The sequence below is a fragment of the Acinetobacter sp. CAU_H_60 genome, assembly GCF_058599385.1.
The window spans coordinates 1346253-1366774 of record NZ_CM178653.1; the positions used below are offsets into that span (position 1 = coordinate 1346253).

The following is a 20522-nucleotide window of genomic DNA, read 5'->3' on the forward strand; positions in this document are numbered from 1 at the left end:
ATTTATTCCAGATCTGTTCATCAATGATTCATTAAAGTGCAATAAAGCTGTCATAAGATGCAGACAATAGAGTATGAAGATGAGATCTTTAGATGAAACAGCACCTCACTTTAGCTGCATTGCTGGCAGCATCTTTTATGTTTACTGCCTGTACCCCACAGAAAAATACACCGGCAGATGACCTAGAAAATACAACAGTGGTAAATGAAGAGACTATTAGTCCGGAGCAACAAGCCGCAATTGATGCGATTGATAAACCGGTTCTGGATGAAAAAAATACAGATGTTCCGGCTGAAATTGCCAATGCACCTGCAGATGCCGCGACTGTAGATGAATCTGTATCAGGTGCTTCCGAGCCTATGACACCATAACTCAGACTATGCAAGTAAAAATCACTGCTTTTGCAGGGATTTTTTATAAAATATTGTATTTTTTGGCTGTATTGCAATAGTTGAACATGTAGAATATGGCCCATTACCTGGGAGGATATTATGGCTCTTATTTCGATGCGCCAGCTCTTGGATCACGCCGGCGAACATGCTTACGGCGTACCAGCGTTTAACGTAAACAACTTAGAACAAATGCGCGCAATCATGCTCGCAGCAGATGCAACGAATTCACCTGTAATCGTGCAGGCATCTGCAGGTGCTCGCAAATATGCAGGTGCACCATTCTTACGTCACCTTATCTTGGCTGCAGTTGAAGAATGGCCACATATTCCAGTGGTAATGCACCAAGATCATGGTACTAGCCCTGACGTATGTCAACGTTCAATCCAGTTAGGCTTTACTTCAGTCATGATGGACGGTTCACTGGGTGAAGATGGTAAAACACCAACTTCATACGAATACAACGTTGATGTGACTCGCCGTACTGTACAAATGGCACATGCATGCGGCGTTTCAGTAGAAGGTGAGATCGGCTGTCTGGGTAGCCTTGAAACAGGTATGGCAGGCGAAGAAGATGGTGTAGGCGCTGAAGGCGTACTTGATCATTCTCAACTGCTAACTTCAGTTGAAGAAGCTCGTCAATTCGTTGCAGATACCAATGTTGACGCATTAGCCATTGCAGTGGGTACTTCACACGGTGCGTACAAGTTTACTCGTCCACCTACAGGCGATATTCTTGCAATTGACCGCATTAAAGAAATTCATGAAGCTCTGCCAAATACTCACCTTGTAATGCATGGTTCTAGCTCTGTGCCGCAAGAATGGCTGGCTGTGATTAATCAGTATGGCGGCGACATCAAAGAAACTTATGGTGTTCCTGTTGAGCAACTGGTTGAAGCGATCAAACACGGTGTTCGTAAAATCAACATCGATACTGACTTGCGTTTAGCTTCTACAGGTGCAATGCGCCGTATGATGGCTGAAAAACCAAGCGAATTCGATCCACGTAAATTCTTCAGCGCAACTGTAGATGCAATGAAGCAAATCTGTATCGACCGTTACGAAGCATTTGGTACTGCAGGCAATGCAGACAAGATTCGTCCAATCTCTTTAGAGAAAATGGTTGAGCGTTATAAATAATTCCTTGTGAATAATTTATAAGAAGAGCCCACAGCGAATGTGGGCTTTTTTATATATATAAATAAAGATGAAGAATAAGAGCAGCATATGGAACTGATTTTTATTGCCGCATTATGTAGTGTTGCAGTCTCGATACTCTTAAAAATTGCTAAAAATAGAGGCTTGAGCCCTATCCACATGATTAGCTGGAATTATGTTACAGCCAGCATATTGTGTTTTTTCTGGTTCAAGCCAAACATCCAGCATATTTCCATGAGTCAGACTCCATGGCTACTGATTCTGGCCCTCGGTGTTTTATTGCCTAGTGTTTTTCTGTTTCTGGCCAAGTCATTACAAACAGCAGGGATCTTAAAAACTGAAATTGCCCAGCGATTATCGGTTGTACTATCACTGGCTGCTGCTTATTTCATTTTTCAGGAACAATTTAACCAGCTCAAGATGCTGGGTATTGTCTTAGGCATAAGTTCCGTACTGTGCATTCTATTCTCACACCGTCAGACATCACAAAGCTCCAGGCAGGGAATGTTTTTTCTGGGCCTAGTGTGGTTTGGTTATGCGCTGATTGATGTCTTGCTGAAATATACCACCAGCCTTGGTCTACAATTTGCTGTGGCACTGAACTTGATGTTTATCTGTGCCATGATTCTGTCGATGATCTATCTGCTGCTGCAATATCGTCATCTGGGTTCTGGCAAGGATATTGGTTTCGGTCTGTTATTGGGTGCGTTGAACTTTGCCAATATCGCTTTTTACGTCAAAGCCCACATGATGCTCAAAGATACGCCAGCGATTGTATTCGCGGGCATGAATATTCTGGTGGTGATTTTTGGTGTGATTGCAGGTTTGCTCATCTTTAAAGAACGACTCAAACCTGCAAGTACGATCGGGCTGATTCTAGGCGTGATTAGTGTTGTTTGCCTAGCATATGCAATGTCTGTTTAACATAGGAAGATGCAAATTCAAGCGGATAACGTAACAGGTCTTCTTTTTCAGCCCGTCCAAGCAATAAGCCTGCCTGTTTGCAGTCCGGACAATGCGGATAACGATGCTGGGCATTAGCATAGTGATGTAAATAGATCTTATCGCAGTGTTTGCATTCAAATTTTAAAGAGCTGGATGGTAAAACAGACATGGGTACCTCTAATTGTTATTCTAGTTGGATGTTTGGAGAATAAAGCAAAAATTAGGCCCAAATTGACAAGAAAAGGGGCACTAGGCCCCTTTTATAACATAAAATGCTTACAGTTTGGTGAAAATATCTTCAGCTTGCAGACGGGATTTCGGCAGTTTGGCATTGAAATCATTTTCACTGCGATAACCTAAAGTAAGCAGTACCGATGGAATCAGGCCTTGTTCAGCTAACTGTAATTCCTCACTCAGAATGTCTTCATCAAAACCACCAATCGGTGTGGCATCAATACCTTCACTTCCTGCAGCCAGTAAGATCTGTCCCAATGCAATAAAGGTCTGGTTTTCTGCCCAGCGCTGAATATCGCCTTTTTCATTACGATAATAATGTACATAGCCGGTACGGGTATTCTTTTGACCTTCTTTGGCGCTCTCATCTTTAAAACGACCACTGAGATCATCACGATTTAACAGGTTGTTTAGATGTAACTCGTCAATATCGGCTTTGGTACAAAATAAAATGGTATGTGAAGAATCCAGCACTTTGGGTGCATTGTAGGCATAAGTTCCAATTAGTGCTTTGGCAATACGCTGTTTAGCGGCATCATTGTCAGCAATAAAAAAATGCCAGGGCTGAATGTTAATCGAAGATGGCGTCAGGCGTAAGATTTCTAATAAACGTTCAAATTGTTCTGCTGGAACCTTCTTGTTAGGGTCATAAGCTTTAGTGGTATAACGGGTTTGAGCGATCTTAAGTAAATCCATTGATGGACTCCAATCTTTTGATAAGGCGTTTAGAAATATGCTTTAGGCATCTAGATTTTTCTGATCAAAAGATTATTACAATAAAAACATCATCGGCAAAGTCTATATTTATATAATCTTGAGTGAAATTTTATGAAAAACTAAGAGTTAAATCAGATAAAAAGCGAGCTTTTGTATATTGGCAGTTTCTGGTAACAGGAGTTTAATAAGAACTTCAGGCAATAGCATGCAAGATAGGTGGGCCGATGCAATATACCAATTACTTTAAACGTAAATTAAAGACGCAGCAGCAAATTGGCTTATGGGTCGGACTAGCTGATGCGTATGGGACAGAAATTGCGGCAAATGTAGGCTATGACTGGCTCTTGATTGATGGCGAGCATGCCCCAAGCGACTTGAGAACGACGCTCTCTCAATTACAGAGTATCGCTGCTTATCCATCTCAAGCTGTAGTACGCCCACCAATTGGCAGTGTACAATTGATCAAGCAGTTACTCGATATTGGCGCACAGACCTTATTGATTCCTATGGTAGAAACTGTGGAGCAGGCCGAATTAATGGTCAAAGCAGTCCGCTATCCCCCAGAAGGAATTCGTGGCGTGGGCGCTGCACTGGCACGTGCGACTCGCTGGAACAGTATCCCGAATTATTACCAGACTGCTCATGAAAATATCTGTTTGTTAATTCAGATTGAATCGGTGACAGGTCTGGAAAATCTGGATGAAATCCTCAAGATTGAGGGGATTGATGGTGTATTTATTGGAGCGGTAGATCTTTCAGCGACTATGGGCTATCAGGGGAATCCGAACCATCCTGAAGTACAAAAAGCAGTAGTAGACGCCATTCAGCGGATTCGTGCATCTGGTAAGGCTGCTGGGATTTTATCGACTCAGCATGAAGCTACCCAGAAATATTTGGACCTTGGAACTGAGTTTGTTGCAGTAGGCGTCGATACCAGTGTTCTGATGAATTCGCTTCGTGAACTTTTGGTAAAATATAAACCTGATGCTGAAGTCATCAAGTCAGAAGGCGGTTATTGATTATAAAAATATCAGAGAGTCGTAAATTGTGGTTTCTCAATATTGATTACTTACATAGAAGTTATTTTATAAAAGCTCTGATTTGTCAGAGCTTTTTTATTTACTTTAGCTATAGTAGTTTAAAAAATAAGATGGGTGGGATTGTAAAATGAAACCAGAAGAAATTGATGTATTTTTTGAGCAGCAAAAACAGATCCATGAGCAAAAAAACAACAACGTTATCATTTAGGGCAACGTATCTTATTCGTCTTTAATGCTGACTTATACATTGATTAGTGGATATCTGGCAGTTTTAAACTTTCTTGATTCAGGTGATTTGATCTCTGGCTTTAGTATCATGATGTTGATCGGTTTGTTTTATATGTTGAAATACTTCTTTACTGGACATTCAGATAGGCGAAAAAGCATCTGAAAAATACTACTCTTGACATATGTCATTACAATGTAATTTTGCTATTTGGTCAAAAAAGAGTTATAAGATAATTACTTTAAAGCGAATACTGTTTTCGCTGGTTTATTTTTAGCTGATTGTGATACACGAAAGACAGGTTTTCCTGTTAAAAAAACTCTAGCAAACCCAGAAATAAGATTTATTTTTAGTCTATAGCTCTCCTTGTTTAATCACAAAAAGCTCATATTATGAGTGAATATTTTGAAAAATTTAAATACATGGTCTATCGCGACCGCCATTAATGGTTGTGAAATTCAAGTCAAAGTTGTACCAATGCAACGTCAGCAAAATACCATCAATGGTATGATTATGGTCAATGTGGGCAAGATGATTGAACTTGAAAATGGTGAACAATATCCATTTAATCTGGATGGTAAAAGTTTCTATACTGGTTTTAACCAGTTATACCGTTTAAGTTAAATAAAATATAAAAAGCAACTGCTCGCAGTTGCTTTTTTTATGGGTAATACCAGATTTTTAGCTGAATGTTATGAATATCAATATCCGAGCTGCCCAGCTCTAAAATCTCAGCATAATCAGCTTTCCAATCTCCTAAAACAATTCTTTTTTTACCATTTACATCATGTATTGCAGCGCGATGAGTATGTCCATGAATCAGCACATCTGCCTCTTTGAGTGCTGCTTCTACCGCAGATGGGTTTACATCCATAACTTCATAGCTTTTCAATTGCTGTGCTTCATGGCTTTTCTTGCGGAAACCATTAGCGATTCTGGCACGGAAACTTAAAGGCATTTTTCTTAAAAAGCCTAAAATCCAGGCATGACGGATGACTTTTCTGAAACGTTGATAGGACACATCATCGGTACAGAGTGCATCGCCATGTTCAATCCGGTATCGTGTAGAACCAATATTTAAACTGGTCATTTCAGGTAAAAGCTGTCCGGAAAATTGATCCAGAAAATCTTGGCCTAAGGCAAAGTCACGGTTACCGATGAGAAAAAAGATCTGATTACCGGCCTGGTTAAACTGTTTTAAAGCAGTGATAATTTCATCCAGCCAGGGAGCCGAGTAGTCATCTCCAATCCAGGCATTGAACCAGTCGCCCAAAATATACAGTTGAGTATTTTTATGCTGATAAGCTGCCAATAAATCTAAAAACCCCCGAACAAGTCGAGGGTGATCAGGTGACAAATGTAAATCTGAGATAAACAGATAGGTCACGAATCTTTTCCTTATTTTTGAATCTCCCTAAATCCCTCTTTGATAAAGAGGGAGTTTTCCTCCCTTTCTTGCGCTTCGTTTTAAAAGCAGTGCTTTAAAACTTACTCAGGGAAGAGAAAAACCATCTTTAAAAATGGTGGTTCCCTCCTTTATTAAAGGAGGGTTGGGGAGGATTTAAAATTACTCAGAAATGATTTTTGCAGATTCGATCACAACGTTCTCTAGAGGAACGTCAGCGTGGTAGCCACGGTTGCCAGTACGAACGCCTTTGATTGCATCAACAACATCCATACCTTCAACCACTTTACCAAATACGGCATAACCCCAACCTTGTGCAGTTTTACCAGTATGGTTAAGGAAAGAGTTGTTTTTCACGTTAATGAAGAACTGAGCAGAAGCAGAGTGAGGCGCTTGAGTACGTGCCATTGCAATGGTACCTACATCGTTGCTTAAACCGTTGTCAGCTTCGTTTTCAATCGCATCACGTGTTGCTTTTTCTTTGAAGTTTTCATCCATGCCGCCGCCCTGGATCATGAAACCATCAATAACGCGGTGGAAAATTACGCCGTCATAAAAACCGTCACGTACATATTGCAAGAAGTTAGCTACTGTTTTAGGTGCTTTTTCAGCGTTTAATTCAAGAACAATACGACCTTTATTGGTGTTTAATTCGACTTGAGGAAAACTCATTGTGTAATCTCCTAATCATGGACTAATGCCATGGTTTTTTCTGAATGAAGGAAGCATAAGCAAACTACAATCGACAAGGCAAGCAAAAACATAATTTTCTTTGTTAAAAACATAAAAATCGTATCTTATTTATGCATTGATTTACAAAGTCATTTCTTCTAGATCATGCGTCTTCATAAAGCTTGTCTGACCCTAAGAGCATGCACTGATCTGCTGGCTCAGTCAAAAGCGGATATTTTACGATTTGGTAAGCTATTGTATTTTCCAATTTGAAAAATGAACGAATTGAAATCAAATACCTAAGTTAACGGTTGAGAGATCATTCACCTATAGTTAAACTAAAGAACCTTTATTTAGTGAATACAGTTAGACCGCGTGAGCTACTGCATATTCATTAATCCCTTTTTAACTTTAGAAGTGAATGATTAATCATGAAGCCAAATGATGTTGTGACGTCTCTGCCCGACAACCCGACCCAAAATAAGAATGCAGTCGATTCAGCGCAGCAGCAGGAACAACAACCAGGCTTAGACTTTGTACGTCAGGTGATTACTGACGATCTAGCAGCTGGCCGTACCCAGCAAGTGGTCACCCGTTTCCCGCCTGAACCAAATGGTTATTTGCATATTGGTCATGTTAAAGCGATCTGCCTGAACTTCGGTATTGCTGAAGAATTTGGTGGCCTGTGCAATCTGCGTTTTGATGATACCAACCCGGATGCAGAAGAGCAGGAATATGTGGATGGTATTGCCAATGATGTGAAATGGCTGGGCTTCCAGTGGAATGGTGAACCCCGCTATGCATCAAGCTATTTTGATCAGTTATATGCATGGGCAATTCAACTGATTGAACAGGGCGATGCCTATGTGGATCTGCAAACTCCGGAAGAGATCAAGCTGAACCGTGGTAACTTCGTAGAGCCAGGTAAAAACTCGCCACAACGCGATGCGACTGTGGAAGAAAACCTTGAGCGTTTCGAGAAAATGCGCACTGGTGAATATGCTGAAGGCGAAGCGGTATTGCGTGCCAAGATAGATATGAACTCGCCAAATGTGCATATGCGTGATCCAATCCTGTATCGTATTCTGCATTCTGCACATCACCAGACTGGCGATAAATGGAAAATTTATCCAATGTACGACTATGCGCATCCATTATCAGATGCGATTGAAGGCATTACGCATTCACTTTGTACACTGGAATTCCAGGATCACCGTCCATTCTATGACTGGGTGGTGGAAAAAGTTAAATCGCCATCTGTGCCACGTCAGTACGAATCTAGCCGTCTGAATGTTGATTACACCATCACTTCTAAACGTAAGCTGCGCAAGCTGGTTGAAGGCGGTTATGTTAACGGGTGGGATGATCCACGTATGCCGACTGTTGTAGGCATGCGCCGTCGCGGTTTCACGCCTGAAGGTCTACGTGATTTCTGTAAGCGTGTAGGTGTGTCTAAAGTCGATGGCAGTATCGTTGATGTAGCAATGCTTGAATATTGCATCCGTCAATCTTTAGAAAATACTGCAGCTCGCGGTATGGCAGTATTGAATCCACTGAAAGTGACTTTAACCAATCTGCCAGCGGATATGGATCTGACTCATTCACGTCATCCAAACGTGGATATGGGCGAACGTATTATTCCGTTCACTTCAGAAATCTATATCGACCGTAAAGACTTTGAAGAAGAGCCACCTAAAGGCTTCAAACGTCTGATTCCAGGCGGTGAAGTGCGTCTGCGTCATGCTTATGTCATCAAATGTGATGAAGTGATTAAAGATGCGAACGGTGAAGTGGTTGAACTGAAGTGCTCAATCGATCCTGAGACTTTAGGTAAAAATCCTGAAGGCCGTAAGGTAAAAGGTGTGGTTCACTGGGTATCTGCAACCAAAGGTATTCCTGCCGAAGTTCGCATTTACGATCGTCTGTTCACTGAATCAGATCCTGAAACTGGGGATGACTTCCTGGCGAATCTGAACCCTGAATCATTGAAAGTGGTTCAAGCAGTTATTGAGCCTGCACTGGCTCAGGCAAAACCGGAAGATCGTTTCCAATTTGAACGTGAAGGTTATTTTGTAGCGGATCAATATGATCATACAAGCGACAAACCAGTATTCAACCGTATTCTGGATTTGAAAGACAGCTTTAAACCTGGCAAATAATTTAAGCGAAATCCCTAAAAAGCCCAACTCCGGTTGGGCTTTTTCAATCGTGGCAGGAAAGAATGAATGATTGTTCGTGATAAAAGTAATAGCTTTAGTCTGCTGTTTGCATGGCATGGCACAATTTTGCCTAAAGTTCTGCCTGCCTTGGGGCTGGTAATTTTTCTTTCAGGCTTGCTGGTCTATCTGCGTCAGGCGCATTTTTTTAGCTTTCCTGCAGTGCCGGCCATTGGCTTTACCATCTTCGGGGTGATTCTGTCGATTTTTCTCAGCTTTCGTAACACCGCCTGTTATGACCGTTGGTGGGAAGGGCGCAAGCTGTGGGGAGCGCTGATTGCTACCACACGCCATTTATGTCGTGATAGTTACGTCCTTGATGATCAGTCACGTAAAATCCTGCTGTATCGTATGATGCTGTTTACTCACTTATTACGTGACCGTTTAAGACAGCAACAGCAAAGTATTCAGCATTACCAGGCGCACACTGGTTTTGATGCTGCTGCATTTGAACAATTGTCCACGCATATCAATGCATCACAATGGGTACTGGAACAGATCCAGAAAGATTTGGTTTTGCTCTATAAACAGGGCAAAATCACAGACATTATTTATAACAATTTGAATCAGCATACAGTGGCTTTGGGTGATATACAGGCGGGTTGTGACCGGATCTTGTCGACGCCGTTACCATTTTCCTATTCAGTGCTATTGCATCGTGCTGTTTATTCTTTCTGTTTTATCCTGCCATTTAGTCTGGAAGCCAGTCTTGGTTTATGGACACCGATTCTAGTTGGCCTGATTGCCTATATGTTGTTAGGGCTAGATGAACTGAGTGCGGAACTGGAAGAGCCTTTCGGATTTCAGGATAATGATCTGCCTTTAGATTCTATTGTGAGACTGATCGAACGTGAAACCCTGAGTTCTTTAGGACAAGAATTACCTGAAGCGATTAAAGCTAAAAAATCTTATTTAACTTAGGTTTAAACTGATTTTATTAAAAAGCTAATCATTAAATAAATCAAATGATAGAAATTTTATTTTTTTAAATATTTTTTGAATAGCGGGCTTAAAAATTTTAATAGCAAGAAACTAAAACCTTAACGATGTTTTAAATGATTGCCAAGATCTGGGCTATTGTTTTTAACCTGCTCATGTAGCTCACGATATTGCTCTAAACGTTGTTTGGCCTTGTCACGTAGCTTTTTCTTGATATAGAGGGCCAGGGCGAAACAGGTGGTCGTCAAGGTCAGGAAAAGGCTATTCATAAAGCTCATCATGGAGCTGATATAACCGATCGTCGTTAGGCGATTCATCATCTGAATGACTTGTGGGCTGCTTTCTACACCAGTGATTGCCCAAGTACAGAGATGTTCACAATTATTGATAATCAAGTGATAGTTATTTTCATGCATTCTGGAACGCATACGACGAACCACTTTACGGCCTTTGTATTTTGCTGAAGCATAGTACTGGATCTGAATCGGTTTACCGTTACTGAATTTCTCAATTGAGGTAATTTCAATTGGATGCTTCTTAAATAAATGTGCAAAACCGGAGTAGTGGATGACACGACCACGCCCGGCATAAATCCCGTGATGAGTATAACCGAAATGTTTAACCATAAGATGCGCACCTATGGGAAACCGTTTAGTTCGCTGCATGTAAAGATTAAGCCATTTAATAACAAGTGTATTTTAAACAGCAAGTGTACTGTTTTTTTGTGAATTAATCGATGTTTTAGGGTTCAATTCTATCCAGAATTCGTTGTCTAGACAGTCATCCTTAAATTTTTCGAACTTTATAAATGCTGTATGTGAACTGATTGAGGCAGATATTAAACTATAATGTCTAAATAGCCTAAGCTAATATGAAAAGTCATTTATCCGCATGTTTGAAGAGAAATGAAGATATAGAAACCCAAGTTCAGATAGAAAGATTAGGTTCCATCTGATTAAGAGGAAATAAGGGTTGGCAAAAATCCAAATGATAGATATAAAAAAAGCATTTGCGTATGCAAATGCTTTTTATCAAGACCTAAGCTGCTTATTGCAGCGGCAGGTGCTGAAGTTCATTGAGTTCTTTACGGCTGTAACCGCGAGAAGCTAGAACTTTTTTGATTCCGATAATGATATCTTCATCAGTTGCTTTAGACAGTGCTTCAAGGAGCTGTTCATTTGTCTTGCAAGAGCAATCATTTTCAACACAAGCAATCTGGTTCTTGTGTTCATTTTGTTGTTCATCTGAAAACAACTTCTGCCAGAAACTCATAGAGCCTTCATACACAACCTAACATAGGGTGAAATATATCCAATTTAATAAATAAAGCAATAGGCCCTATGTGATAAAAGCAGCAGTCAGTATTTTAAATTTTCGATTGTAGAAGAGATTTTGAACGATATTATTTGATTGAAACAAGATAATTCATGGATAAGTTACTAATTTTATGTATAAAAAATGGAGCTAACAAAAGCTCCATTTATGTAACAAAAAAATAAATTGAAACAATATTTTTAGCGTTTTTCCAGCAGTACGCCTGACTCTACATGGTGGGTATAAGGAAACTGATCGAACAGGGCAAACTTGGTAATTTTATGGGTTTGGGACAGTTGTTTCAGATTGTCGTGTAATGTGTCCGGATTGCAAGAAATGTAGATGATTTGTTCAAAGCGCTGTAGCAGTTTCAGTGTTTCATCATCGATCCCTGCACGTGGTGGATCGACAAATACCGTATCAAAGTCATAAGTTGACAGATCAATATTGGCTTCTTGCAGACGGCGGAAAGTACGTTCACCATTAAAAGCTTGCGTAAATTCTTCAGCAGATAGACGTGCTACCTGAATATTTTCGATACCGTTCTGCTCGATATTCCATTCAGCCGCATACACAGATGACTTGGCCAATTCAGTTGCCAATGCACGACGGAAACGGGTAGATAATGGCAGGGTAAAGTTACCATTGCCACAATACAGCTCTAACAGATCTTTATCAGACTGCTGCGCGGCATTACATGCCCATTCCAGCATTTTCTGGCAGACTTGCGCATTCGGTTGGGTGAAGCTACTTTCAATCTGTTTGTACTGATATTTGCGGTCAAATACACTGAGTTCTTCTACGACAAACTCATCGCTCAAGACAAATTTCTGGCCACGGCTACGACCAATCAGCTTGATCTTCAATTTTTCAGCCAGTGCTTTAGCTGCAGGTTCCCAGCTTTCATCCAGTTTACGGTGATAGATCAGGGAAACCAGTACTTCACCTTTTAGTGTTGCCAGGAAATGCACTTCAAATAGGCGGTGGCCCAGAGTTGCATTGGCTTTGAAGGCTTCTAGCAATTGCGGCATTAAGTCATTAATACTGCGGTCAGCCACAGGGAATTCATCAATACGGATCACTTTCTTGTTATTGTTCTCATCACGCTCAAACATGGCATAGAACAGGTCATCTTCAGTATGCCAGATCCGGAATTCAGCACGCATGCGATAGTACTGTTCAGGTGACTCAAATACTTCAAGGGCAGGTGGTTGATATTCGGCAAATTGTGCGCTAATGCGTTCAACTTTGGCATCCAGTTGTTGCTGATAAGATGAGGTCATATGCAGTAAAAAAATCGCAAATATTTTGAAAGCCAAGATGGTAGCAAAAATTTGCTGCTCTGCCTAAGACTATTCAGGGAAACCAGCTTGAAAAGCAGTTAAAAAAAAGCCAAACCTGCAAAGGGGAGAGATTTGGCCATAAGAGGAAAGGAATTAAAATAATTTAAGTACTAAAGCTTTTTACAGGCCTGACATGGTCATGAGACTGGCATTGCCACCTGCAGCTGCGGTATTGATACTGATTGCACGTTCAATCACGAAACGCTCCACTGGAATATCATAATTACTGGAACTTAAGTGGGTGATGCCAATAATTGGGCCTTGTCGTTTTGCGATACGTTGCTGCAAGTCCATCAAGGCAGAGGTCTCGCCATGATGCAGTACAGCCTCAAATTCACCCGATTCAATATCCTTGATGACTTTAATGGCCTTCACCACACTCGAGGGCATATTTTGCAGATACTTGAGTATAAAAGTATTGTCTGCCAGTACAGCCGGGCGGCTACCGACCGATAAGATTGCCAAGATTTGCTGAATCTGATCCACATCATTGTCGGCTAGAGAGAGCACACTCTCACGCGGCAAGATCTTGTACTGGTTTTCCTCACCCGTTGGACCTTGCAGGCTAAAGTTATGTCCTGTGGCAATCTGAGTGGGAGCTTGCAAAGAAACTTTTGGGAAAGTTTTGTTTACCCAGGCCTTAAAGTCCTGCATTACCGGATTTTCAAGTGGTGCCTGAGCAGACTGCATTGCATAAGGCTGAGCCAGCTTCTTCTCAGACACCTGATGCATTAAACGGTAGATATAAAGTGGACCACCGGCTTTCGGACCAGTCCCAGACAGACCTTCACCACCAAAGGGCTGTACACCCACCACAGCACCGACAATATTGCGGTTGATATACAAGTTCCCGACATGCGCTTTTGAAATTACAGTCTGCATGGTTTCATCGATCCGGGTATGTAAACCCATGGTCAGGCCATATCCTTTGCTGTTGATCTGATCTAGAAGCTGTGATAGTTCCCCGGCTTTATAACTAATCAGATGTAGCACTGGACCAAAGACTTCACGCTCAAGATCATTCAAATTCGGCAGTTCAATCAAGGTCGGTGGAATAAAAGTACCTTGAGCCAGATCGGAAGCATCCTGATTAAACATCAGTTGATGAACTTTATGACCCTTACTGCGCATCTGATCAATATGTTTCTGGATATTCTGTTGAGCTTCGGCATCAATCACCGGTCCAATATCGGTTTTGAGTAGAACCGGATTGCCGACACGTAGCTGCTGCATGGCTCCTTGTAGCATCTTACGCACAGTATCTAGATTGTCTTCTTGCACACAGAGTACACGTAGGGCAGAACAGCGTTGACCGGCACTGTCAAAGGCTGAGTTGACTACATCTAACACCACCTGTTCGGTGAGCGCTGATGAATCTACAATCATGGCATTCTGACCACCAGTTTCGGCAATTAAAGTGACACTTTCACCAAACTGATTCAGGCGTATTGCGACAGTTTTTTGCAAAATCTTGGCGACTTCGGTAGAACCAGTAAACATGATGCCCTGGATACGGGAATCTTGGCTGATTTGAGCACCAATGGTTTCACCACGACCCGGCAATAGTTGAAGGACATCCTGCGGAATACCCGCTTCCCAGAGAATCTGTACGGCTTGAGCGGCAATTAATGGGGTTTGTTCAGCCGGTTTGGCAATGACGGTATTACCTGCTACCAGTGCTGCAGAAATCTGTCCGGTAAAGATCGCTAAAGGGAAGTTCCAAGGACTGATACACAGCACGGTTCCTAAAGGTTGAATAGTAACGTTTTTAGATAGATCCAGTATCTGACCGGCATAGTAGCGCAGGAAGTCAATTGCTTCACGGACTTCAGCAATCGCATTGGCATAGGTTTTACCGGCTTCACGAGACAGTAGGACCATCAGTGGCAGCAAACGTTGTTGCATCAGGTCAGCGGCTTTATTGAGACAGGCTGCACGTTCATCTTTTGGCAAATTGCTCCAGAAACTTTGTGCATTCACTGCCTGAGTCAGGGCAATTTCTGCCTGTTCAGTGGTAGCTTCATAGACGGTACCGACCACATCCTGATGCTGTGCTGGATTGATAATCTGTACTGGATGACTACTATCGATTTCTGAGAAAACAGTACCCATTGCAGCAGCCTGAAATTGGCTACTCGCCAAGTCTGTCGCAACTGCATTTAAGGCTTGCAGGTCTGCGTCATTAGCCAGATCTAATCCGGACGAATTTGATCGTAAGGTACCGTATAAATCTTTTGGATAAGGGATTTGCGGATGTTTAGTACCTAAGGCATTTTCCTGTTGAGCTGCTTTTAAAATGGTTTGACGCGGATTCTCAATCAGGTCTTCGACTTTTAAATTCTTGTCAGCAATTCGATTGACGAAAGAAGTATTCGCACCATTTTCCAACAGGCGACGGACCAAATAGGCCAGTAGGGTTTCATGGTTACCGACCGGTGCATAGATCCGGCAAGGAATACCAAGCTTTCCAGCAGCTTTATCACCCACCACATTTTCATACAGCGGTTCACCCATGCCATGCAGACACTGGAATTCGTATTGACCGGCATAATAGCGGTCTGGATTAGCGAGCTGATAAATCGTGGCAACGGTCTGCGCATTATGTGTCGCAAATTGCGGGTAGATATAGTCCGGTTCTGCCAGCAGTTTTCGTGCACAGGCGATATAGGATAGGTCAGTATGCACCTTGCGGGTAAATACTGGATAATCCGACATACCTTCGATTTGAGCTTTTTTGATCTCGCTATCCCAATACGCACCTTTGACCAGACGAATCATCAGGCGTTTTTGGCTGCGTTTAGCTAGATCAATGATGTAATCCACGACATAGAAGCAGCGTTTCTGGTAGGCCTGAATCACAAAACCAATGCCTTTCCAGTTATTGAGTTCCGGTTCAAAACAAAGACGTTCTAAAAGCTCTAGGGAAATTTCCAGACGGTCAGTTTCTTCAGCATCAATATTCAGGCCGATATTATAGTTTTTCGCCAGAACTGCCAGATTCAGAACTTTGCTATACAGTTCATCATTCACGCGATCCATTTGCGAGCGCTGATAACGTGGATGCAGTGCAGACAGTTTGATGGAAATACCGGGACCGTTATAAACATCCTTATCTGTTGATGCCTTGCCGATGGCATGAATTGCATCCTGATAATCTTCATAATAGCGTTCTGCATCCGGATCAGTCAGAGCCGCTTCGCCGAGCATGTCATAAGAATATTGGAACCCTTTTTCTTCTAGACGTTCAGCATTTTTCAGGGCTTCATCAATGGTTTCGCCAGTCACAAACTGTTCGCCCATCATGCGCATCGCGACATCAACTGCTTTGCGGATAATGCCACGACCACTACGTGCCAAAAGACCAGTTAATAAACTCGACAGACTTTTCTGCTGAGGAGTTTCCATCAGTTTGCCGGTGAGCATCAATCCCCAAGCCGCTGCATTCACGAACATCAGTTGGCTTTGACCCAAATGTTCTTTCCAGTTGCCCTGATTGATCTTGTCGCGGATCAGCAGATCACGGGTTGCTGTATCTGGAATACGTAGCAAAGCTTCTGCCAGACACATCAAGGCAATTCCTTCCTGAGAAGAGAGCGAAAATTCCTGAAGCAATCCTTGTACGATACCGGCTTTACCACCAGAGCCTTTACGCTCGCGCAGGGAATGTGCCAGATCAAACGCCAGTCGCTGAATTTTATCTGTCAGTTCTGAAGAAATTTCACTATGTTCCAGCAGCGTTTCCACGCACTCAGACTCAGCGCGTCGCCATGCGGTATTGATGCGCTGCTCGTATTGGTTTTTATCCTTAAATTCAGCAATGTAATTCGATTGCTTCACTGCATTCGAGTGCGAATTCGGGCGTAATGTGGTGGACATAGTGACTTCCTGTACTGCGTCAATCGGTTCTTTGAGTTGAATGAGTTTTAATCTATAATCCCAAAATAATTGACGAATATCTCACTATAGTTTGTATCATTTTTAGAGAATAATTCTAATGAATAGCCCTTTTTTAAGCCTTGACCGAATAGATATTCGCATCCTTGATTTGCTGCAGTCTGAATCGAAAATTTCCAATATTAAACTGGCGGAAATGGTAAATCTTTCACCGACCGCGGTACTGGCTCGTGTGCAGAAACTGACCAAGGAAGGATTTATTCTCGGTTATGAAGCGCGGCTTAATCCGATCATGCTGAATAATGGTTTTGTGGTCTTTGTCGAAATTTTGCTGGATAAAACCACACCGAATGTACTGGAAGAATTTTCCGAGGCGGTACAGCATATTCCCGATATCGTGGAATGCCATATGATCAGTGGAGGCTTTGATTTTGTAGTGAAAATTCGCTGTGCCAATATGGATGAATTCCGCAAAATCTCCGGTGATATTTTGTGGCAATTACCAGGGGTAAAGGAAACCCGTAGTTATCCGGTCATGGAAGTGATTAAGGAAACCCAGCAGATCAAGCTGAAAATGCCAGCTAAAGCCAAGGTATAAATTCAGACAAAACAAAAGGGACATAAAGTCCCTTTTTAATTTGAAATAGAAAGATTATTTATTCATTTCAGCCATTTCTTTCTGATATTCAGCTTTCGCCAGTTCAAAACGATTAACGACATCGTGACTTGGTGCTTTATCCAATAGACTCACAATCACAATACTTAGCGCTGCCAGAATAAAGCCCGGGATAATCTCGTACAGACCGGTATCACCCATATAATTTTTCCAGGCAATTACGGTTACAGCACCAACTACCATTCCGACAATCGCGCCGTTGAGGGTCATGCGTTTCCAGAACAATGAGAAAATGATCAGTGGACCAAAGGCAGCACCAAAGCCAGCCCAGGCATAAGCCACCAGACCCAGAACTTTACTGTTTGGATTGATGGCCAAGGAGATTGCAATCAAGGCAATCACAATCACCATGCCACGACCCACCCAGATTAGTTCTTTCTGTGAGGGATTTTTACGTAGGAAGCCTTTGTATAAATCTTCAGTCAGGGTAGTCGAGCAAACCAGTAACTGACAGCTCAATGTACTCATAATAGCAGCCAGAATTGCCGCCAATATAATACCTGCAATCCAGGGATTAAACAGAATCTTGGTCAGTTCCATAAACACGGTTTCAGGATTCCGGTTGACAATTGCAGCAGCAGGAAGGTCAGGATTTGCCGCAAAATAAGCAATCCCGATATAGCCCGCCGACATTGCCCCCACTAGACATAGAATCATCCAGGTCATGCCGATCCGGCGTGCAGCAGGGATAGTTTTAACCGAATCTGCCGCCATAAAGCGCACCAGAATATGTGGCTGACCAAAATAGCCTAAGCCCCATGCTAGACTGGAAATAATCGCCACAAAACTCAGACCTTCCAGCATATTGGATGCATGTGGACGGGCTGTTTCCAGTAGGGTGCCCACCTGTTGAGCGTTATCACCCAATGCCAAATAGGTAATGATGGGTGTAATGAGCAGGGCAAAAATCATTAAGCCTGCCTGGAAAGTATCGGTCCAACTGATTGCCAGGAAGCCCCCAATACACACATACAGAATCGTGGCTACTGCACCGAGCCAAAGTGCTGTCGTGTAATCCCAGCCAAACAAACTTTCGAATAAACGTGCACCTGCGACCATGCCGGAGGCACAGTAAATTGCAAAGAACACCAGAATCACAATGGCTGATAGTAAGCGTAAGATTCGTTTCTTATCCGCAAAACGGCTGGTGAAATAATCAGGCAAAGTTAGGGCATTGTTCTGAAATTCAGTATGGGCACGCAGACGGCCAGCCACCAGTAGCCAGTTGAACCAGGCGCCAATAATCAGACCAATCGCAATCCAGACTTCAGACAGGCCAGAAAAATAGATGGCACCGGGTAGACCCATCAGTAGCCAGCCACTCATGTCAGAGGCACCTGCAGAAAGTGCAGTCACGACACTGCCCAGACTTCGCCCACCTAGAATATATTCATCAAAATTGGACGTCGCACGATAGGCATATAAACCGATCCCAATCATGGCGACGATATAAAACATAAAAGTAATCAGTGTCGGATTAAGCGAGCTCATAGGCAGAGTATCCTTAAATTTTAAACATCATCATCCGGGATGATTTTTGAACTACGTTCACAGGGCAGTGATTCAAACATGTTTTAAAAATTACACTCTGTAACAGTTAATCAGCTTTTATGTATATTTTGTGTAAATTAAGAATTTTCTAATAAAAATGAACAATTAGGAGAGGGTTGTAAAATGCAAAGTTACACGTGGTTTTGAAGAAAAATAGGTAATTTTAATAAACAGTTAAATTCATTGAACTTTTGTATTTTAATTACACAACTTTACAAAACTAACAACAAGCTCGAATTAGTCATATTTTGTTTCAAATCCTGTTTAAATCACTTCTATTTGTTTTTAGGGCCTCTCTTCATAGTGAAGGAACGCCATTCTGAATGGTGCATCATTGCTAAGAGTAATATGACATGGACAATATGTTGCAAATAGAATCAAGCCGAATTGAACAGGATTTATTGGGTAAGAAGCAGATTCCCCAGCACAGCTATTATGGTATTCATACTTTGCGTGCGATTGAGAATTTTCAGATTTCAGGTCTGGTGGTAGGCCAGCAAGCACACTTTATTCGCGCACTGGCGCAAGTTAAAAAAGCAGCAGCACAAACGAATTTACATTTTCAGAAAATATCAGAACAACAAAGTACTGCTATTCAACAAGCCTGTGATGAATTGATTCATCAACCTCAGGACTGGCAGGAAGCATTTCCGCTTGATCCTTATCAGGGTGGAGCCGGTACTTCTATTAATATGAATGCGAATGAGGTCATTGCAAATCGGGCGCTAGAATTGCTCGGGCATCGTAAAGGCGATTACCATATCTTGCATCCAAATGATCATGTGAATACTTCGCAATCGACTAATGATGTCTATCCCACGGCACTACGTCTAGCGACTTATACACGTCTGGATGAACTGCTTCATGTACAAAAATCGTTGATTGATACTTTATATAGCAAAGCATCAGAGCTTCAATATGTGATCAAGATGGGGCGTACCCAGTTACAGGATGCAGTTCCAATGACTCTGGAACAGGAATTCCGTGCTTTCGCAACCTTATTAAAAGAAGACCTGAAGCTGATTGAGCAAATGCGTCAGTTATTGCTGGAAGTGAATCTGGGTGCGACTGCCATTGGAACCGGCGTGAATACTCCAGATGGTTATGCCAAACATGCAGTACAAACTTTAGCGAAAATTACTGGCCTACCTTTAAAAGGCGCGGAAGATTATGTCGAAGCGACCAGCGATTGCGGCGTGTTTATTATTCTATCCAGTAGTCTGAAACGTCTGGCTGTTAAATTATCCAAGATCTGTAATGACTTGCGTCTTTTGAGTTCTGGCCCGCGTACCGGTCTGGCGGAAATCCGTTTGCCAGAATTGCAGGCAGGTTCCTCTATCATGCCAGCCAAGGTCAATCCGGTCATTCCAGAAGTAGTCAATCAGATTGCGTTCCGTGTGATTGGTAATGACCTGACTATAACGATGGCAGCAGAAGCAGGACAATTACAGCTCAATGTCATGGAGCCGGTCATTGCAGTATCTCTGAATGAATCCATCCAATTATTAACTCAAGGTATGCAGACCCTACAACAAAAATGTATTGCCGGGATTCAGGCCAACGAACAAAACTGTTTAAATGCAGTGATGCGCAGTATCGGGATTATTACCTTACTGGAACCACTTTTAGGTCATGCCACTTGTGATGAAATTGGCAAGCAATGTATTCGTGAAAATAAAACTGTACCTGAAGTGGTGCTGGAGCTGGGTTTATTGAGTGAAATTCAGCTGGATGAAATCTTTGCCTTTGAAAATCTGGTTTCAGAAGTCCCAATGATGAATCAATGGGAACGGGTATCCTGAA

Annotated in this window: 18 protein-coding genes; 9 read left to right on the forward strand and 9 right to left on the reverse strand. The window is 42.2% G+C overall.

The annotated features are described in order from the left end of the window. The first annotated feature begins 92 nt into the window (after window positions 1-92). The 3 genes from AC4MBN_RS06200 (at window position 93) to AC4MBN_RS06210 (ending at window position 2471) form a co-directional block, all read left to right on the forward strand. On the forward strand, window positions 93-371 hold the full coding sequence (locus tag AC4MBN_RS06200; RefSeq protein WP_491880854.1) for a hypothetical protein: 279 nt from the start codon (window positions 93-95) through the stop codon (window positions 369-371). A gap of 120 nt (window positions 372-491) precedes the next feature. After that, complete coding sequence (gene fba / locus AC4MBN_RS06205) at window positions 492-1529, forward strand: class II fructose-bisphosphate aldolase (protein ID WP_104426189.1); 1038 nt, start codon at window positions 492-494, stop codon at window positions 1527-1529. An 87-nt stretch (window positions 1530-1616) separates the two neighbouring features. Beyond that, entirely contained in the window at window positions 1617-2471 is an 855-nt protein-coding gene (locus AC4MBN_RS06210; protein WP_491880855.1) for an EamA family transporter, read from the forward strand. Here AC4MBN_RS06210 and AC4MBN_RS06215 read toward each other — a convergent pair. Both AC4MBN_RS06215 and nfsB read right to left on the reverse strand, forming a co-directional pair. Next, window positions 2434-2661 (reverse strand): hypothetical protein, encoded by a 228-nt coding sequence (locus tag AC4MBN_RS06215; protein ID WP_004786112.1) that lies wholly within the window; start codon window positions 2659-2661, stop codon window positions 2434-2436. The genes AC4MBN_RS06210 and AC4MBN_RS06215 overlap by 38 nt on opposite strands. A gap of 107 nt (window positions 2662-2768) precedes the next feature. Next, on the reverse strand, window positions 2769-3422 hold the full coding sequence (gene nfsB, locus AC4MBN_RS06220; protein WP_491880856.1) for an oxygen-insensitive NAD(P)H nitroreductase: 654 nt from the start codon (window positions 3420-3422) through the stop codon (window positions 2769-2771). Between the two features lie 245 nt (window positions 3423-3667). On the opposite strand from nfsB, the gene hpaI reads away from it, so the two are divergent. Continuing rightward, a complete protein-coding gene (gene hpaI / locus AC4MBN_RS06225) occupies window positions 3668-4462 on the forward strand; it encodes a 4-hydroxy-2-oxoheptanedioate aldolase (RefSeq protein WP_491880857.1) in 795 nt (264 codons plus the stop codon). A gap of 652 nt (window positions 4463-5114) precedes the next feature. Continuing rightward, complete coding sequence (locus AC4MBN_RS06230) at window positions 5115-5333, forward strand: hypothetical protein (RefSeq protein WP_004786100.1); 219 nt, start codon at window positions 5115-5117, stop codon at window positions 5331-5333. A gap of 37 nt (window positions 5334-5370) precedes the next feature. Here AC4MBN_RS06230 and AC4MBN_RS06235 read toward each other — a convergent pair whose 3' ends face one another. After that, window positions 5371-6096: a UDP-2,3-diacylglucosamine diphosphatase gene (locus AC4MBN_RS06235; RefSeq protein ID WP_491880858.1), complete on the reverse strand. Its 726-nt coding sequence runs from the start codon at window positions 6094-6096 to the stop codon at window positions 5371-5373. Window positions 6097-6276: 180 nt separating this feature from the next. Continuing rightward, entirely contained in the window at window positions 6277-6786 is a 510-nt protein-coding gene (locus AC4MBN_RS06240; protein ID WP_004786097.1) for a peptidylprolyl isomerase, read from the reverse strand. Window positions 6787-7217: 431 nt separating this feature from the next. Between AC4MBN_RS06240 and AC4MBN_RS06245 the strand changes: the two genes are divergently transcribed. Beyond that, window positions 7218-8945 carry a glutamine--tRNA ligase/YqeY domain fusion protein gene (locus AC4MBN_RS06245; protein WP_491880859.1) on the forward strand — a complete coding sequence of 576 codons (1728 nt, stop codon included), beginning with the start codon at window positions 7218-7220 and terminating at the stop codon, window positions 8943-8945. Window positions 8946-9011: 66 nt separating this feature from the next. Continuing rightward, window positions 9012-9923: a bestrophin family protein gene (locus tag AC4MBN_RS06250; protein ID WP_491880860.1), complete on the forward strand. Its 912-nt coding sequence runs from the start codon at window positions 9012-9014 to the stop codon at window positions 9921-9923. A 119-nt stretch (window positions 9924-10042) separates the two neighbouring features. Here AC4MBN_RS06250 and AC4MBN_RS06255 read toward each other — a convergent pair whose 3' ends face one another. The 4 genes from AC4MBN_RS06255 to putA all read right to left on the reverse strand — a co-directional run bounded on the left by AC4MBN_RS06255 (window position 10043) and on the right by putA (window position 16474). Continuing rightward, window positions 10043-10606 (reverse strand): lecithin retinol acyltransferase family protein, encoded by a 564-nt coding sequence (locus AC4MBN_RS06255; RefSeq protein WP_125278319.1) that lies wholly within the window; start codon window positions 10604-10606, stop codon window positions 10043-10045. 382 nt (window positions 10607-10988) lie between these two features. Continuing rightward, window positions 10989-11213, reverse strand: a complete 225-nt coding sequence (locus tag AC4MBN_RS06260; RefSeq protein WP_004786091.1) for a hypothetical protein — start codon at window positions 11211-11213, stop codon at window positions 10989-10991. A 242-nt stretch (window positions 11214-11455) separates the two neighbouring features. Continuing rightward, window positions 11456-12538: a tRNA (uridine(54)-C5)-methyltransferase TrmA gene (trmA, locus tag AC4MBN_RS06265; RefSeq protein ID WP_419374850.1), complete on the reverse strand. Its 1083-nt coding sequence runs from the start codon at window positions 12536-12538 to the stop codon at window positions 11456-11458. A 180-nt stretch (window positions 12539-12718) separates the two neighbouring features. Beyond that, window positions 12719-16474, reverse strand: coding sequence for a trifunctional transcriptional regulator/proline dehydrogenase/L-glutamate gamma-semialdehyde dehydrogenase (gene putA, locus AC4MBN_RS06270; RefSeq protein ID WP_491880861.1), 3756 nt, complete (start codon window positions 16472-16474; stop codon window positions 12719-12721). Between the two features lie 118 nt (window positions 16475-16592). Here putA and AC4MBN_RS06275 point away from each other — a divergent pair, with 118 nt between their 5' ends. Beyond that, the gene (locus AC4MBN_RS06275; protein ID WP_491880862.1) at window positions 16593-17090 is read left to right on the forward strand and encodes an Lrp/AsnC ligand binding domain-containing protein; all 498 of its coding nucleotides are present in this window, start codon (window positions 16593-16595) and stop codon (window positions 17088-17090) included. 54 nt (window positions 17091-17144) lie between these two features. On the opposite strand, the gene putP is transcribed toward AC4MBN_RS06275, so the two are convergent. Beyond that, window positions 17145-18659, reverse strand: coding sequence for a sodium/proline symporter PutP (putP, locus tag AC4MBN_RS06280; RefSeq protein ID WP_491880863.1), 1515 nt, complete (start codon window positions 18657-18659; stop codon window positions 17145-17147). Window positions 18660-19072: 413 nt separating this feature from the next. Here putP and aspA point away from each other — a divergent pair, with 413 nt between their 5' ends. Further along, window positions 19073-20521, forward strand: a complete 1449-nt coding sequence (gene aspA, locus AC4MBN_RS06285; protein WP_419365301.1) for an aspartate ammonia-lyase — start codon at window positions 19073-19075, stop codon at window positions 20519-20521. Window position 20522: the final 1 nt, after the last annotated feature.

Bases quoted from the DNA above. Each gene is read 5' to 3' on its own strand.
- AC4MBN_RS06200 (WP_491880854.1), top strand. From the start codon at position 93: ATGAAACAGCACCTCACTTTAGCTGCATTGCTGGCAGCATCTTTTATG.
- fba (WP_104426189.1), top strand. From the start codon at position 492: ATGGCTCTTATTTCGATGCGCCAGCTCTTGGATCACGCCGGCGAACAT.
- AC4MBN_RS06210 (WP_491880855.1), top strand. From the start codon at position 1,617: ATGGAACTGATTTTTATTGCCGCATTATGTAGTGTTGCAGTCTCGATA.
- AC4MBN_RS06215 (WP_004786112.1), bottom strand. From the start codon at position 2,661: ATGTCTGTTTTACCATCCAGCTCTTTAAAATTTGAATGCAAACACTGC.
- nfsB (WP_491880856.1), bottom strand. From the start codon at position 3,422: ATGGATTTACTTAAGATCGCTCAAACCCGTTATACCACTAAAGCTTAT.
- hpaI (WP_491880857.1), top strand. From the start codon at position 3,668: ATGCAATATACCAATTACTTTAAACGTAAATTAAAGACGCAGCAGCAA.
- AC4MBN_RS06240 (WP_004786097.1), bottom strand. From the start codon at position 6,786: ATGAGTTTTCCTCAAGTCGAATTAAACACCAATAAAGGTCGTATTGTT.
- AC4MBN_RS06245 (WP_491880859.1), top strand. From the start codon at position 7,218: ATGAAGCCAAATGATGTTGTGACGTCTCTGCCCGACAACCCGACCCAA.
- AC4MBN_RS06250 (WP_491880860.1), top strand. From the start codon at position 9,012: ATGATTGTTCGTGATAAAAGTAATAGCTTTAGTCTGCTGTTTGCATGG.
- AC4MBN_RS06255 (WP_125278319.1), bottom strand. From the start codon at position 10,606: ATGCAGCGAACTAAACGGTTTCCCATAGGTGCGCATCTTATGGTTAAA.
- AC4MBN_RS06260 (WP_004786091.1), bottom strand. From the start codon at position 11,213: ATGAGTTTCTGGCAGAAGTTGTTTTCAGATGAACAACAAAATGAACAC.
- trmA (WP_419374850.1), bottom strand. From the start codon at position 12,538: ATGACCTCATCTTATCAGCAACAACTGGATGCCAAAGTTGAACGCATT.
- putA (WP_491880861.1), bottom strand. From the start codon at position 16,474: ATGTCCACCACATTACGCCCGAATTCGCACTCGAATGCAGTGAAGCAA.
- AC4MBN_RS06275 (WP_491880862.1), top strand. From the start codon at position 16,593: ATGAATAGCCCTTTTTTAAGCCTTGACCGAATAGATATTCGCATCCTT.
- putP (WP_491880863.1), bottom strand. From the start codon at position 18,659: ATGAGCTCGCTTAATCCGACACTGATTACTTTTATGTTTTATATCGTC.
- aspA (WP_419365301.1), top strand. From the start codon at position 19,073: ATGGACAATATGTTGCAAATAGAATCAAGCCGAATTGAACAGGATTTA.